Source organism: uncultured Sunxiuqinia sp. (assembly GCF_963974515.1).
Taxonomy (GTDB): domain Bacteria; phylum Bacteroidota; class Bacteroidia; order Bacteroidales; family Prolixibacteraceae; genus Sunxiuqinia.
Genome location: NZ_CAXBDD010000092.1, coordinates 1 through 15,562, shown reverse-complemented (window position 1 = coordinate 15,562; position 15,562 = coordinate 1). Strand labels below are relative to the sequence as shown.

Genomic DNA, 15,562 nt, shown 5'->3' with positions numbered 1-15,562 from the left:
ACCAGGACAATGTTCGTTCTCCAAAAGAATTTGAGCTGGTCTCCAGTCTCACCGAAAAAGAAGATGAACAATTCAGTACAATATTTGCTCTTATAGTCAGATTTCGTTCAGCGGAAAATATCTAAATTGCCGCCCTCAAAAATACTTGAATGATTATACAAATTTTACTCTTAGTTCTCGGCTTGGGGCTACTTATTAAAGGAGCCGACTGGATGGTGAGCGGAGCAACAGCTTTGGCTAAAAAGCACCAAATTTCTGATTTGGCGATTGGTTTAACCATTGTCGCTTTTGGAACTTCGGCGCCCGAGCTGGTTGTGAATACCTTTGCAGCCCTTCAAAATCACCATGATCTGGTGTTTGGCAATGTGATTGGAAGTAACAACATCAACCTATTCTTCATCCTTGGCATTGCGGGTTTAATCACACCCTTGGTGGTACAGTCGAGTACCGTTTGGAAAGAAATTCCGCTTTCGCTCTTTGCTGTGATTTTGCTTTTTTTTCTGGCCAACGATGTGCTGTCGCCAGGAGTCAATTTTCTTTCCCGCCTCGATGGGCTGATTCTTCTCACGCTCTTTGCCGCATTTCTATTCTATGTGTACAAGCAGCTCAAAACCGACAAGCAGGAATCCAAACCGGATCAAAAACATTTTACCAATCTGAAAATCTGGATCTTAATCATCACGGGAATGGCGGGACTGGTTATCGGAGGCAGGCTGGTCGTAACCAACGCTGTTGAAATGGCCACTGCGATGGGCATAAGCGAAAAGATTGTGGGGCTGACCATTGTTGCCTTGGGCACTTCGCTTCCCGAGCTAGCCACATCGGTGGTTGCCGCGCTTAAAAAGAACAATGACATTGCCGTGGGAAACATCATTGGCTCCAACATTTTCAACATCTTTTTAATCCTGGGCGTCAGCTCGGTTTTAACTCCGGTAAGCTATCATCCGGTATTCAACACCGATTTACTGCTCCTTGGAGTCGGAACTTTGATTCTTTTCATCGCCATGTTTACCGGCATAAAGAAAAAGCTCGACCGCTGGGAGGCGGGAGCTTTGCTGCTCATCTACATCGTATATACTGTTTATATCGTTCTAAACGAACTTTAGCCTGTTTGGTGAGTGGACTTCCTCCCATTTCAATGATGCGAAATTTCTTGCCAATGATGGTATTCACTTCTATAATGCGTAATTTGCAGGAAAATATCTTACAGCAATGGATTTAAAATTAGCAGTATTAATTGACGGCGATAATATCCCATCGGCCCATGTGAAGGAAATGATGGAAGAAATCGCAAAATATGGCAACCCAACCATCAAACGGATTTACGGCGACTGGACCAAGCCCAACCTCTCGCGATGGAAAAACCTGCTGCTTGAAAACGCCATCACTCCCATCCAGCAGTACGGATATACCACCGGCAAAAATGCCACCGACTCGGCCATGATTATTGATGCGATGGACATTCTTTATTCTGAAAAGGTAAATGGTTTTTGTCTGGTTTCAAGCGACAGTGACTTTACACGGCTGGCCACCCGCCTGCGCGAGGCCGGCATGAAAGTATTCGGCATTGGAGAAAAGAAAACACCTGATCCGTTTATTGTAGCTTGCGATAAGTTCATTTACATCGAAATTTTGAAGAACCAAAACCCGGAAAGCGGGGCTGAGGTGAGCGAAAGCAAAGTCGCACCAAAAAGTGATGTCGATAAAATCACGCCTAAAGTGATTCGCTTGATTTCGTCATCCATCTCCGATTTGGCTGATGATGATGGCTGGGCATTTTTGGGTGAAGTGGGCAACCTGATTCAGAAAAAACAACCCAACTTCGACGCCCGAAATTATGGTTTTCAAAAGCTGACACCTTTGATTCGATCAATCCCGGAATTCGAAATAGAACAACGGGAAAACACCAAAGGACAACTCAAACTGATTTACGTACGGAAAAAGGAAAAGCAGAAAAGCAGTACCGCCAAATCGAAAACACGCAGCCGGAAATAGTATCCTGTCTGTGACCATATTCGGACAGAATGCCGGTATAATCTTTGCTGGTTTCGTCCACAATTACCAAAAACCAGTGACTGATGCAACGTAAAAAATCGCCTCTGATATTTTCAGGCCACAGAAAATTCGTATTGACTTTGCTTTCTTTAGTTCTTATCCTGAGTACAACTTCAGCACAAAATCCAGAAGAAAAGGAAGAGCTTGTTTGGTTTATAGCCTCTGACCTTCCAAGTTTTCAATACAAAAGTGGCTCCTCAACGGAGTCCAGTTTTTCGCTTTATATGCAGGACAGCTTGCGGTTTCCGGCACCCGACTGCCAAGGGAAAGTACTGGTGAGTTTTGTGGTTGAGAAAGACAGCACCATCAGCACGGTGCAAATTCGCCAGGGACTTGATGATTGCCCCGGATACGAAGACGAAGTGAGTAGGTTGCTGCGATTCATGCCACCATGGATTCCGGGAAAAAATTATGGTGAGACGGTGAGGGTGAGCATGAGCATGCCCATCAGTTTTCAATCGGAACCTTAATCTATCCGATATGCTTGCGTTTTAAAATCCATTGATCAAGCAGAAGTAAAAAGGTTGTGGACAAGAAAATAACAACCATGTACTGGGGTAAGCCACCCAATATACCCGTAATTTTGTTGCCAGCTTCGACTGCCTCCGATAAATCGACTTTTGGCAGCCAGCTAAAAAGCTTACTTCCGCCCGGGGCAATACTTCCCGAACCGGAGTTAAACATGGAATACACAACAAAACCACCAATAAAAGCATACACGATCCGTAAAACCCATTTATTCAGCACAGGTTTGTATTCCGAAATCCGATTGGTTTCAGCGTAAATCCGGTTCATCACATGAACCGTGAAATCGCCTGGCGACTTCTCCGGCTGATAGGTTTTCATCAATTCTCTAAAATTCTTATCGATCTGTTTCATACGTGTATTTTTTTCAATTTATTCAACGACAATATGCGCATCGCGCTTCCTCACATTGAGACGCTTTCCAACGGCATGGAACTCGCCGAAATAATCATCCGCTTGGGCGTAAAATTTGGTTCCTATGGCTCGTTTCATGATATTTCCTCCTAATCCTTATTACAACGCATTAAAAACGGCTTCTTCCAGGTTTTCTTTTAGATAACCATACATTTTTTTTCGTGCCCGATGGATCTTTACTTTCACGTTGCTCTGGCTCAAGCCAGTAATCTGTGCAATATCTTCCATTCGCTGATCTTCATAGTAAAACAAGGTAATCAGCACCTGGTCGCCTTCGGGTAAAGTAGCCATCGCCTTTCTTAAACTCTCGCCCAGGGCATCCTGATCAATTTCCGTCAGGCGGTTGCTAATGTCCAGCTCATCCTGATCGGTTAACCGTTGCTCATCAAGCGAGTACAGTTCCACTTTTCGCTTCCGAAGTTGCGTAATGGCTCCGTTGTAGGCAATCCGGTAAAGCCAGGTTGAAAATTTAGAACTTCCCCGATACGTGCCAATCGACTGAAAAGCCTTAACAAAAGTGTCCTGTGCCAGTTCTTCCGCATCTTCCGAATTCTTCAGCATTTTTAAAGATAATCCATACACCATATCACGGTATTTCTCAACCAAATAGGAAAAGGCCGACAATTCGCCATTCTTCACCTTGTCGATATAATAATGATCATCCTTTGGGTTCATGCTACACTTTTGACGAATGATTGAGCCAGTGGTTACAAAATTGCAGGAAAATTTTTCCTGCTTGCTATATCTTATAAAAACAGAGTCATCTTCAAATCGAAGAAAAAACAACAGGCTTGTAACCGAATTCCAAAAGCTGCGTCATAAGGGCGAAGAAAAATTAGAAACTAAAAAATACAGCTATGAACGAAGCAATTGTAATTCCAGTAAGTTTTTTCGCCTTTATTTTTGCCATGGTCTATGTCTTTTTGACCACACGAAACAAAGAACGAATGGCGATGATTGAAAAGGGAACCGATCCAACTATTTTTAAAGGGGTTGGCAAATACTCCAACTTTTTATCCTTAAAGTTTGGCCTGTTATTTATAGGTGTTGCTTTGGGTGTTTTGGCAGGAAGTATTTTGAATGCAAACACAAGCCTCGACAACGGAGCAGCCTACATATCCATGATTTTCCTTTTTGCGGGACTCGGGTTGGTAGCCGGCTACTGGTTTCAGGCTAGAAAAGAAAAAGAATAAACCTTTCGGTAATGCAACCAACAAAGCCATTAGGGGAAGCTCCTGATGGCTTTGTTCTCGTTTAGACACTACGGGTTCGACATTCTTCTTCTGTATTTCTATTCACAATGCCATTCGATGGCTTGCTCAATGGCTTGCTGACACACCGGGCAAAAACCATTGGGGCCATTGCTTTTCATCCGGCAATCCATCACCGGACTGTAAATCCCTTTTTCCAGGTATCCACCCCCTTCGAAAACACCAACCACGTCCCTATATTTGCTGGTTCGCGGGGTGGGACGAGGCGTATTGTCCCCAACCATTCCGTTCCATTTCAAATCGAAATCAACCAAAGTCGTAATATTCGGTTCCCAGGGCTCCACCTCTAAATTGTAATACTCGCTGTAGGCTACGTCAGAGGTGTAATACTCATCGGCCAAACCCGCAAAACCGTGGCCGAATTCATGAATAAATACGGTCTCAGACAAACGGTCATCAACCGAGGTAACCGACAAAAAATTATAAAACCCTCCCCCACCGTATTGATTGGTATTCACCAGTAAGTAAATATGGTCATAGGGCATCACCGAAGCAGCATCGTGAATCGACAGCATATCCTGCGAAGTCAGGTAGCGCGGGGTATCAAAGGTATAAAAGTGCGAGTTGAAAGCCGTGTTTTTGTATATGTGCTCGCCTGGAATATCAGTTCCCGATTCGACTGACGGGACTTTCACCGCGTACCAATTAAAATCTTCTTTGTGCTGGCTGAACGGTTCCACCTCAAATAAGGACCTAACCATGCGATTGGCATCAGCCACAAACTTATCCATCTCATCAGCCATGTATCCTTCAGGTAAAATAACCACATCCACTTTCTTTTGAGGCAATCCTTGCAGCGAAAGTTCGGCAACCTCATAAGCCGGCACTTGCTCTTCGAGAATAAAATAATCCTCGGGATCGATTTGAGTACTGAAAACCTCCGTGAATTCGCCGTCCCAAGCTCGTTCTTCAATGACCAAGCGGCAAGTTTTCTTTGGAAAAGGGAAAATCGCCACCTGGTAAAACCCGCGCTTCTGCACTTTAGCCTCATCGGTGGTCTGCCACTCCTGAAAAACAGGACAAAACCCTTTCGAAAAAAGCAGTTCGTTGGACGATTGATCAAATAATCGGTATCGATAGGTTCCCAGGTCATAAATATCAATCAAATTGACATGCGAACCGCCATAGTGGGGTTCTTTTTTCAGTTGCCTGAGAATAACTTCCGCGGTACTGTCAGTGCCAGTCAATAAATAATCGACACGTAACACCTTGTTTATGAAATGGTCTGAAAAATTTAATTGTGCCAACATAACTTGTGGCAGAATGAAAATTAAGAAGCTGATGAATCCCCATTTTCTAATCATAACAAATTCATTAATTTTAGCTTCTAAATTTAATAACAAATCAACAGATTCAATTGACTTTTCTCATATGAACTACTTATTGGAACTCTTTAAAACGATTTTGGCAGACCTTTACGTTCCAGACAAGACGGCCAATATTACGGCACTGTTGGCTTGTCTGGTTGTGCTGTTTCTGGTAGCATATTTTGCCCATTGGCTAACCCGGAGAATTTTGGCAAAAATTGTACACCAGTTTGTGGCCAAGACCAAAACTCAGTGGGACGACTTCCTTGTAAAGCGGAAAGTATTTAGTGCGTTGGCCCACTTGTCTTCGGCTTTGATTATTTATTATACTTATGATTTTTCAGGGGTTGAATTCGTCAGTGACCTTTTGTACAACCTGGGCAACGTCTATTTTATCATTATTATTACCTTGTTTGCCGTGCGACTGGCCAATGCAGCCAACGACATCTACCAAACCACGGCGTATGCGGTGAACCGCCCAATTAAAGGGTACATCCAATTGTTGCAGATTCTTTTCATCTGCATTGCCGTTATTTTCTTTATCTCGATTTTGATGGGAAAATCACCGCTTTACCTGATTGGTGGATTAGGAGCCATTGCAGCAGTTTTGTTGTTGGTTTTTAAAGACACCATCTTGAGTCTGGTGGCCAGTATTCAACTTTCGGCCAACCATATGCTGAAACCAGGCGACTGGATCTCCATGCCCAGCCACAATGCAGACGGAACGGTGATTGACATTAGCCTGAACACGGTCAAAGTTCAGAACTGGGATAAGACCATCACCACCATACCCACTTATGCGCTGGTTTCGGAGTCATTCAGCAATTGGATTGGCATGGAGGAATCGGGCGGACGCCGGATTAAACGTTCCGTAAATCTGGATATGCGAAGTGTGCGCTTCTGTGACAAAGCACTGCTGGAAAAACTAAGCCGATTCTACATGTTAAAGGATTATTTAGCCGAGCGTGAAAAAGAAATTAAGGAATACAATAAGAAACTAAACGTAGAAGAAGGTGATGTATTTAACGGCCGGCGACAAACCAACCTGGGAATTTTTCGTCGCTACCTGGAAAACTACCTGCACCAGCATCCGATGATCCATCAGGACATGACCTTTTTGGTTCGTCATTTACAACCATCTGAAAAAGGCTTACCCCTTGAGTTTTATGTTTTCAGCAAAAGCCAGGAATGGGCAAAATACGAATCGATACAGGCCGATATCATGGACCATGTACTGGCCATTTTACCCGAATTTGGCCTTCGGGTCTTCCAGAATCCAAGTGGAAACGACATCTCTGATTTTCTAAGTCAGCACAATGCCCCTCTGAAAAACACTTAGGTCAGGATTCATTTTCATTCGACCTTGATATGGGAATTAAAAAAATTAGCTTATTTTCGCCGTCAAAATCTAAAACAACTAATTATAACCATTTTCACTCATTTGCTTACAAATCATCACCAACGACATGTTATAAAATACGGTTATTTAATGATTGTCGTTTTTTTATATCTTTAGCTTTTAAATTCGAAGTTGAAAAAAATATCAAAAATGAATCAAGACCATACTGATCCGCTACCACAGATTGATGAATTGGATGAGAAAATCCTCCGGTTAATTACCAAAAATGCTAGAATTCCATTCCTGGAGGTAGCCAGGGAATGTGGCGTTTCGGGAGCAGCCATTCACCAGCGCGTACAACGCCTGTTGAACCTTGGAGTTGTTTCTGGAAGTGAGTTTATTGTCAATCCGTCGAAGTTGGGTTACAACACCTGCGCTTACATGGGCCTCTTTCTCGACAAGGCCAAGTACCATACCCAAGTGGTTGAAGCCTTGAAAAAAATTCCGGAGATCGTTGAGTGTCATTACACCACCGGTTCGTATGCTATTTTTATTAAAATACAAACCAAGACCAACAATCACCTGAAGCGAATTATCGATGAGGAATTGCAGGAAATCGATGGCCTTGCCCGGACTGAGACCTTCATCTCGCTTGAGATGGAATTCAAACGCCAGGTTCCGATAAAGTAGAATAACAAGATTAACAGCATAGCGCCTCCTTCAGAAAAGGGGGCGTTTTTTTTGCCTGTAACTCCCGGTTAAGGACCAAATGTACTGATCGAACAAACTCAAGAATCAGGAATCTTCTCGTGAATTCTGTTTGCACAACATGTTGCAAACCAAAGAAAAGCCAACTAAATTAGGCTCATCATTCCTAAAATCCCAAACGCGAGCAAATGAAACCTAACGAAATAAAACACACCAAACGATTTCTTCTGACTTTCTTGCGTGCCGCCATTGGTTGGCATTTTTTTTACGAAGGTGTTGTCAAACTGGCAACCGAAGATTGGTCGGCCTATAATTTTCTGGCTAGCTCCAACAGCTTTATGGCTGGATTTTATCATTGGCTGGCTGCTTCCCAGCTCATGCCCCTGATCGATCTGCTCAATATTTACGGACTCATCCTCATTGGACTGGCCCTGTTTGCTGGAATTTTTACTCGCTATGCAGCTTTTTCCGGGGTACTCTTGCTTTTGTTGTACTATTTTGCTTACCCGCCATTTGGTCCATCCATCATTATGCAGTCTAGCAACAGCCTGTTTGTCGTCAATCAAATTTTCATTGAAGCGACTGTTTTATTGCTGTTTGTATTTCTGAAAGACAGGGGGTACGGCATAGGTTTTTTTCTGAATTTCCGGCGACAACAAAGCGAAGCAGGCCAACTGACAGAAGCCAAAGAAAACACCAGCACCCGGCGTGCAGCCTTGAAAAACCTGGCAACCCTCCCCTTTCTTGGACTTTTGAGCTGGGGTGCACTGCAGAATCAAAAGAAGTATGCTGTTGATGTCACGTCGGGCGCAACCATTCAGGTCAAGCAAACCGCCCTGCGCGAGCTTAAAGGTGAACTTCCAAAAGGTAAGATTGGTCACCACTCGATCAGCCGTTTAGTAGCTGGTGGCAATTTAATTGGCGGCTGGTCTCATGCCCGCGATTTACGCTATGTCGATACCCTGTTCAAGGCTTACAACAATGAAAAGAAAGTCTACGAAACGCTGATGCTGGCAGAAAAAGCCGGAATTGACACCATCAACATTGGCTTTCCGTCAAACCCCTTGCTCCGGAAATACAAAAAAATAACCGGCAGTAAAATCAAGGTGATTTCACAGGTCGGGCCAGACATGGAAAATCAAGATTATTTTGTCAACATCAACAAGGCAATCGACTATGGCGTGGACATTATTCAGGTTCAAGGCAATTGGTGCGACTGGCTGGTGCGCGACGGGAAAATTGATGTGATTGACAAAATGATGGACAAAATCCGTTCGCAGGGATACACTGCGGGGCTGGCCTCACACACGGTCGACGCCCTGATTGCCTGTGAGGAACAGGGAATTATTCCTGACTACTACATGAAAACGATGCATCACGACAACTACTGGTCAGCCCATCCGCTGGAAAACCGTGTGCCGTTTGAAGTGGATGGAAAAAATTACCTGGACCACAACAGATTTCACAACAATATTTTCTGCTTGTTTCCCGACCGCACCGTTGAGTTTGTGAACCGCGCAAAGGTGCCAGTGATGGGCTTTAAGGTGCTTGCTGCCGGAGCCATTGAGCCAGAAGACGGCTTTCGCTGGGCTTTTGAAAATGGCGCCGACTTTATTTGCGTGGGGATGTTTGACTTCCAATTAGTTCAGGATGTTAACATTACCATCGACACGCTGGCTAACTTACACAGCCGACAAAGAGCCTGGTTCGGTTGATTGGTTAGCCATTGCCAAAAAGAAAAGCGACCTGGCTAATGCCAAATCGCTTTTTCTTTCTTTAAATAATATTGGGTATTAACATGAGCCTATTTAATCAGTTCCACGCTGCGACGCACAAACTGGTCAAGCGCTTCGCCCTTCAGCATGCCGTTAGCCAGTAAGGCCAGGTCAACCAGCTGTTTGGTCAGCTTGTTTTTCTTGCCAAAGTCGGTCAGTTTTTCGCGTTTTTGTTTCTCCAAGTCTGCAATCGACTTGCCAAGATCTTCCAGCTTTTCCTTGTCGGCCGTTGGTACTTCTTCGTCCTTTTTACCTTCTTTGGCTTTTTCAAGCACGTCGAGCTCCTGCTTTTTCACTTCCAAATCGGCCTTGATGGTTTCAAACGCTTTGCCCAGCTTCTTGTCTTTGCTGTCCAGCACTTTTTGCACCAAAGGATGCGCTGTGTTCACCACCAGGTTCAAACTGTCGGGCAAATCGCCGTAAAAGTTCATACCACCTTGCAGTTGCCCCATATCTTTCATCCGGCGCATAAATTCGTTTCGGGTAATTACAATGGGTTGTCCGTTTTCGCCCAGATTTTTAAAATCAACAATGTAGTTCACCCCATTTGCCTGGGGACACACCGCTTGAAAAACAGGGCTCAACTCTTCTTTCTCATCCCAGCTCAGCTCCTCTTTTTCGTCTTCCTTCTGAATCAGGTTTTCAACCACATCGGAATCAACGCGTACAAAACGTTTGTCGCTGTGCTGTTGCTCAAACTTGTTCAGCAGAGGTGTTGCCAACACATCATCCATAATCAGCACGTCGTAGCCTTTATCTTTAGCCGTTTGTACAAAGGTAAACTGCTCTTCGAGGTTGCTGGAGTACAGGTAAACCAAGTTGTTGTCCTTGTTAGTCTGATTGTCCTTAATCAGTTTTTCGTATTCCTCGAAAGTGAAGTATTTGCCTTCCGTATTCTTGAACAGGAAGAAGTTCATGGCCCTTTCGGCAAACTTTTCGTCAGTCAGCATACCGTATTCGATGAAGATCTTAAGGTCATCCCACTTCTTTTCAAAATCGGCTCGACTATCTTTAAACAGCTGGTGCAGGCGGTCAGCCACTTTTTTGGTGATGTGGCTGCTAATCTTCTTCACGTTCGAATCGCTCTGCAGGTACGAGCGCGAAACGTTCAGCGGAATATCCGGCGAATCGATCACTCCGTGCAGCAAAGTCAGGAATTCAGGCACAATTCCCTCCACCGAGTCGGTCACAAAAACCTGGTTCGAGTACAACTGGATCTTGTTTTTTTGAACTTCAATGCTGTTTTTCAATTTGGGAAAATAGAGGATTCCGGTCAAATTAAAAGGATAATCCACGTTCAGGTGAATGTTGAACAGCGGCTCATCGCCCATGGGGTAAAGCTTGCGGTAGAACGAAGAATAATCTTCATCTTTCAGATCGACCGGAGCTTTGGTCCAGGCAGGATTGGTTTCATTAATCTGGTTGTCTTTGTCGGTTTCCACCTGCTTGCCATCTTTCCATTCGGTTTCTTTTCCGAAAACAACCGGCACGGGTAAAAACTTGCAATACTTATTCAGAATTCCGGAAAGCCGCTCCTTTTCCAGGAACTCGCTCGAATCTTCATTAATGTACATGATAATATCTGTACCCACTTCCTCGCGTTCGGCCTCTTCAATGCTGTACTCGGGACTTCCGTCACACGACCACTTCACGGCCTCGGCGCCATCCTTGTATGACTTGGTGACAATCTCGACTTTGCTTGAAACCATAAACGAAGAGTAGAAACCCAATCCAAAATGCCCGATAATGGCATTGGCATCGCTTTCATATTTTTCGAGGAATTCATTGGCTCCCGAAAAAGCAATCTGGTTAATGTACTTTTCAATCTCATCAGCGGTCATCCCAATCCCGGTATCAGATACGGTGATGGTCTTTTTGTCGGGATCAAGCGACACACGAACTTTCGCATTTTCAACCGAAACCGAAGTTTCGCCACGTCCGGCCAGGGTTTTCAACTTTTGGGTGGCATCAACCGCATTCGATACGATTTCACGAAGAAAAATATCGTGATCGGAATACAAGAACTTCTTGATGATTGGGAACAAATTGTCACTCGAAACGCCAATTTTACCTTTTTGCATCTTATTTATATTTTTAGTTTGACATCAATTTTACGGCTCCTCCTTTCCAAAGCCTGTGCCATTCACCAAAAATGACGAATTGTCACCATCGCTCCGGCAAGCTTCCTTATTCTGGCGAAAAAGAATGACTTATTTCTGTTTTTATGTCAGTTGAAACCCCTTATTTTGCTTTATTCAGAAGATAAACACATGCGATGAGCCCATTGGAAAAATACTTCAGCCCGTTTCGGGAAAACATTATCGGTATTGACCAGTCATTTACCAGTCCGATTGGAGTAAAAAAAATCCTGTACGCTGATTGGATTGCCAGCGGAAGGCTGTACCGTCCCGTTGAGCAGAAATTACAGGAGCAGTTCGGTCCGTTTGTAGCCAACACGCACACCGAAACCAGTGAAACCGGGGCTTTGATGACCAAGGCGTACCAGTTGTCGCATCAAATTATTAAGAATCACGTCAACGCGGGTCCTAACGATGTCATCATCACCGCCGGCTTTGGAATGACGACAGTCATTAATAAGTTTCAGCGTATTTTAGGGCTGAAGGTTTGTGGTAAAATATCGGGGAAAACCTGTATTCACGAACGCGAAAAGCCAGTGGTGTTCATTACCCATATGGAGCACCATTCCAATCATACGAGCTGGTACGAAACCATTGCCGATGTGGTCATTATTGAGCCGGATGAAAACCTGCTGGTGAAACCCGCCAATTTGCGCAGAAAGCTCGAAGAATACAAAGACCGTCCGTTTAAGATTGGCTCGTTTACTGCTTGTTCCAACGTAACCGGCATTCGCACGCCCTACTATGAGCTGGCTAAAATCATGCACGAATTTGGCGGGGTTGCCTTCATCGATTTTGCAGCCTCGGCCCCTTACGACGAAATTGATATGCACCCCGAAGACCCAATGATGAAACTGGATGCCATTCTGTTTTCGCCCCATAAGTTTCTGGGCGGCCCAGGCTCTTCAGGAGTGCTGGTTTTCGACAAGTCGATGTACCACAATTCCGTTCCTGATCATCCTGGCGGCGGAACGGTGGACTGGACCAACCCCTGGGGCAAATACAAGTATGTGGATAATATTGAAGCACGCGAAGATGGTGGCACGCCCGGCTTCTTGCAATCGATTAAAACGGCCCTGTGCTTTCAGTTAAAAGATCAGATGAGCGTTGAAAAAATAAGGGCTCGTGAGGAAGAACTGCTGAAACTTGCTTTTGACGGGCTGGACAGCCTCCCGGATGTTAAGATCCTGGCCGACGGGCAGCGCGATCGTTTGGGTATTATTTCGTTCTACGTTCCCGGCATTCATTACAACTTGCTGGTGCAATTGCTCAACGATCGCCACGGTATCCAAGTGCGCGGGGGATGTGCCTGTGCCGGAACCTACGGCCATTTTCTGCTGGAAGTAACTGCCGAACGCTCCAATGAAATTACCGATCAAATTAATCATGGCGACCTGTCCGAGAAGCCCGGCTGGGTGCGCTGGTCACTCCATCCAACCATGACCAATGAAGAGGTCGGGCTGTTTATTGCCGGACTGAGAGACATCCTGGAACACATCGATGACTATTCAACCTATTATGAGCCGGTTCCGCGAACCAATACCTTTCGGCATAAAGATGAAAAAGACTACCACCTGAAAGTAGAGGAATGGTTTGAACTTTAGGCTTTTAAACTATCAACCTGATTTCAATTCAAATTATAAACACACATCAAAGCTTCAGATAGCTTGCCAGTTAAAACGGTTGAAAACGATGGAAGGCCGCTGAAAACTGTCGGACACAATTGTAGTCCATCGTTTTCAACGGTATTCAACAGTTTTCTTTCTGATTGAAAATCGTCAGAAAATTACTTGCTGATTCTCCGTAATTGCGCATCCACCCCATCGTCAAAAGCATCTTCCGAATCGGCATATTGAACCACGAGCTGCTGCAAATCTTCCGTTTTTGCTGTGATCAGAATGTGGTTTCCGTTGTTCTCGTGCCGAATGGCTGCCGGGTTTTGTTTGAGCATGTCCTCCAGCCAATCGGGAGAAAACCACCTGATTTTAGCGCCATCTTCATCCAGCTCCAGACGGGCAAAAGTATGCATGGGCATCACATGCAAATCGAAAATCGTAAAATTGTCTTCATCAAAATACTCTTCCAGATAAAAATCGAGAAAGTAAGTTCCGTTCATCTGAATGATGTGGACCAAAAACTCGTGTTTGTCAAAGTCCAAACCATCCTTTTCCTTCATTTGCAATACAAAAGCCGTGCTGTCGCGATTTTCGGGCAAACGTTCGCCGCGGTAATTAAAGTCGAATTTCCAGATTGTTGAATCGGAATCAATCCATTCGCCAACCAGCAAATCATTCGCAAATAAGTCATCGTTGGTGTACAAGGGGTAAAAGGAGTAAACAAAGCAGCCATAAAAGAACACAAAAAACAGGGCTGTCAGAAACAGTGATTTTCGTTTCATAATGGGTTGTTTTTTTACCGAAATATACGATAAAGTCACCAGATTGTTGGAGGCTGGATGCTCGGTTTTCACAAGCCGCAGCAAGTGGTTGGACTTTTGGATTCTGGTCTCTGGTCATTTGGGTGTCATTAAGTGGCCATTTATCGCTGGTGGTTGGATTCTCGATAATGGAGCCTTGAAGCCTGCTTGTCGCTGATTCGCTTTGCGTACCTTCTGATTCCTTGTTTCTTATTCGATATTTCTTATTGTTGGCTTCTTTTACGCTTTCAGGGTCTGGCAACGCTGACAGGTCATCGTCGGCGTGTGCTCGGAAACGCCCAAAGAATAAAGAAACACTGTTGGGCTGACTGGACTGGTGGCTTGCAGCCCGCAGCTCGGTATGTCTGTGCTTGGATCATTGGAATTTGACGCTTCTGTCTGTCATTTTGAATAACCACCAGAAATACGCACTTTTGGATTTCAATAATCAGAACACGCAACTTATGCAATTCAAATTAGCACCAGTTTTTGCAGCGGCCTGTTTGCTGGCTTCCTGTTCCAGTCAACCCAAAGACACCAACCAAAACCAAGCCGACAATGCAAGCACAACTTCAGAGCAAGCCGTGACAAAAAACACTCCTTCCACGGCTGAAACCGATTACACTGGGATGGTGCTGTTTCCGGCCGGAAGCTATACCATTGGCAGCAACAAGGGCCTGCCCAACGAACAGCCGGCGCATGCGGTTGACCTCAGCGCTTTTTACATCGATAAAACACCGGTGACCGTAGCCCAGTTCCGCAGTTTTATCGCAGCCACCGACTACCAAACCGAAGCCGACCGTTTTGGCGACTCCGGCATTTTTAACTTGACCACCAACCAGTGGGAACTGAAAAAAGGCGCCAACTGGGAACACCCTTTTGGACCCGATGGCGAACAAGCGCAGGAGGATCATCCGGTGACACAAGTGAGCTGGAACGACGCCCAAGCTTATGCCGAATGGGCAGGAAAGCGATTGCCGACCGAAGCCGAATGGGAAGTGGCCGCCCGCAGCGGACAAACCGACGATCGACGTTTCAGCTGGGGAGCCCAATTGATTGTTGATGGCAAGTACCTGGCTAATGTTTGGCAAGGCAACCAGGTGACCCACAACAGCAACGAAGATGGCTATCAGTACACTTCCCCAGTTGGTGCCTTTGGCGAAAACGAAGCCGGAGTATCCGACATGGGAGGCAACGTGTGGAATTGGTGTGCCGACACCTACCAGCTGTATCCGGGCAATCCTTCGCCTTCCCGGAAAGATGAAAATGTAAAGGTCATTCGCGGAGGATCCTTCTTTTTCGACCAAAACGGCGAGGACAGCTATACTGTTTCCGGACGATCATTCAACTCGCACGAAACCTCGCTTTTCAATACCGGATTCCGGTGTGCCGCCGATGCTAAATAATTCGACATAGCTCAATCAAACAAAGTTTCTTAATTTAGCTGAACAAATCCATAAAATTAATTTGAATGAAGAGCTATAAACCGTATTTAAGTTTGAGTAAAACAACAAAGAATTATGAGCTTGGCGTGGTGCTCTCCGCATCAAAAAACCAAACGGTAGCCAGCATTGACCAACAAGAAGTTGTAAAAAACGAGCAAGCCTACTGGGG

General features: G+C 44.9%; 14 protein-coding genes. 9 read left to right on the top strand and 5 right to left on the bottom strand.

Features of this window, described 5'->3' with window-relative positions; genetic code table 11:
* Positions 1-149: 149 nt before the first annotated feature.
* From AAC033_RS15455 to AAC033_RS15445, 3 genes are all read left to right on the top strand, one after another.
* Entirely contained in the window at positions 150-1,106 is a 957-nt protein-coding gene (locus tag AAC033_RS15455; protein ID WP_339739722.1) for a calcium/sodium antiporter, read from the top strand.
* 106 nt (positions 1,107-1,212) lie between these two features.
* A complete protein-coding gene (locus AAC033_RS15450) occupies positions 1,213-1,995 on the top strand; it encodes an NYN domain-containing protein (RefSeq protein ID WP_339739720.1) in 783 nt (260 codons plus the stop codon).
* Positions 1,996-2,078: 83 nt separating this feature from the next.
* Positions 2,079-2,525, top strand: a complete 447-nt coding sequence (locus AAC033_RS15445; protein WP_339739718.1) for a hypothetical protein — start codon at positions 2,079-2,081, stop codon at positions 2,523-2,525.
* A gap of 1 nt (position 2,526) precedes the next feature.
* Here AAC033_RS15445 and AAC033_RS15440 read toward each other — a convergent pair whose 3' ends face one another.
* Positions 2,527-2,934: a hypothetical protein gene (locus AAC033_RS15440; RefSeq protein WP_339739716.1), complete on the bottom strand. Its 408-nt coding sequence runs from the start codon at positions 2,932-2,934 to the stop codon at positions 2,527-2,529.
* A 159-nt stretch (positions 2,935-3,093) separates the two neighbouring features.
* Positions 3,094-3,669, bottom strand: coding sequence for an RNA polymerase sigma factor (locus AAC033_RS15435; RefSeq protein ID WP_339739714.1), 576 nt, complete (start codon positions 3,667-3,669; stop codon positions 3,094-3,096).
* 182 nt (positions 3,670-3,851) lie between these two features.
* Between AAC033_RS15435 and AAC033_RS15430 the strand changes: the two genes are divergently transcribed.
* The gene (locus AAC033_RS15430; RefSeq protein ID WP_339739712.1) at positions 3,852-4,187 is read left to right on the top strand and encodes a DUF6249 domain-containing protein; all 336 of its coding nucleotides are present in this window, start codon (positions 3,852-3,854) and stop codon (positions 4,185-4,187) included.
* Between the two features lie 98 nt (positions 4,188-4,285).
* Here AAC033_RS15430 and AAC033_RS15425 read toward each other — a convergent pair whose 3' ends face one another.
* Complete coding sequence (locus tag AAC033_RS15425) at positions 4,286-5,569, bottom strand: M64 family metallopeptidase (RefSeq protein ID WP_339739710.1); 1,284 nt, start codon at positions 5,567-5,569, stop codon at positions 4,286-4,288.
* Between the two features lie 67 nt (positions 5,570-5,636).
* On the opposite strand from AAC033_RS15425, the gene AAC033_RS15420 reads away from it, so the two are divergent.
* The 3 genes from AAC033_RS15420 (at position 5,637) to AAC033_RS15410 (ending at position 9,334) form a co-directional block, all read left to right on the top strand.
* Positions 5,637-6,911, top strand: coding sequence for a mechanosensitive ion channel family protein (locus AAC033_RS15420; protein WP_339739708.1), 1,275 nt, complete (start codon positions 5,637-5,639; stop codon positions 6,909-6,911).
* Positions 6,912-7,121: 210 nt separating this feature from the next.
* Positions 7,122-7,601 (top strand): Lrp/AsnC ligand binding domain-containing protein, encoded by a 480-nt coding sequence (locus AAC033_RS15415; RefSeq protein WP_339739706.1) that lies wholly within the window; start codon positions 7,122-7,124, stop codon positions 7,599-7,601.
* Positions 7,602-7,807: 206 nt separating this feature from the next.
* Positions 7,808-9,334 (top strand): DoxX family protein, encoded by a 1,527-nt coding sequence (locus tag AAC033_RS15410; protein ID WP_339739704.1) that lies wholly within the window; start codon positions 7,808-7,810, stop codon positions 9,332-9,334.
* Positions 9,335-9,423: 89 nt separating this feature from the next.
* Here AAC033_RS15410 and htpG read toward each other — a convergent pair whose 3' ends face one another.
* Positions 9,424-11,475, bottom strand: coding sequence for a molecular chaperone HtpG (gene htpG, locus AAC033_RS15405; RefSeq protein ID WP_339739702.1), 2,052 nt, complete (start codon positions 11,473-11,475; stop codon positions 9,424-9,426).
* A 194-nt stretch (positions 11,476-11,669) separates the two neighbouring features.
* Here htpG and AAC033_RS15400 point away from each other — a divergent pair, with 194 nt between their 5' ends.
* A complete protein-coding gene (locus AAC033_RS15400) occupies positions 11,670-13,136 on the top strand; it encodes an aminotransferase class V-fold PLP-dependent enzyme (protein WP_339739700.1) in 1,467 nt (488 codons plus the stop codon).
* Positions 13,137-13,318: 182 nt separating this feature from the next.
* Here AAC033_RS15400 and AAC033_RS15395 read toward each other — a convergent pair whose 3' ends face one another.
* The gene (locus AAC033_RS15395) at positions 13,319-13,930 is read right to left on the bottom strand and encodes a hypothetical protein (RefSeq protein WP_339739698.1); all 612 of its coding nucleotides are present in this window, start codon (positions 13,928-13,930) and stop codon (positions 13,319-13,321) included.
* Positions 13,931-14,412: 482 nt separating this feature from the next.
* Here AAC033_RS15395 and AAC033_RS15390 point away from each other — a divergent pair, with 482 nt between their 5' ends.
* Positions 14,413-15,354: a formylglycine-generating enzyme family protein gene (locus tag AAC033_RS15390; RefSeq protein ID WP_339739696.1), complete on the top strand. Its 942-nt coding sequence runs from the start codon at positions 14,413-14,415 to the stop codon at positions 15,352-15,354.
* Positions 15,355-15,562: the final 208 nt, after the last annotated feature.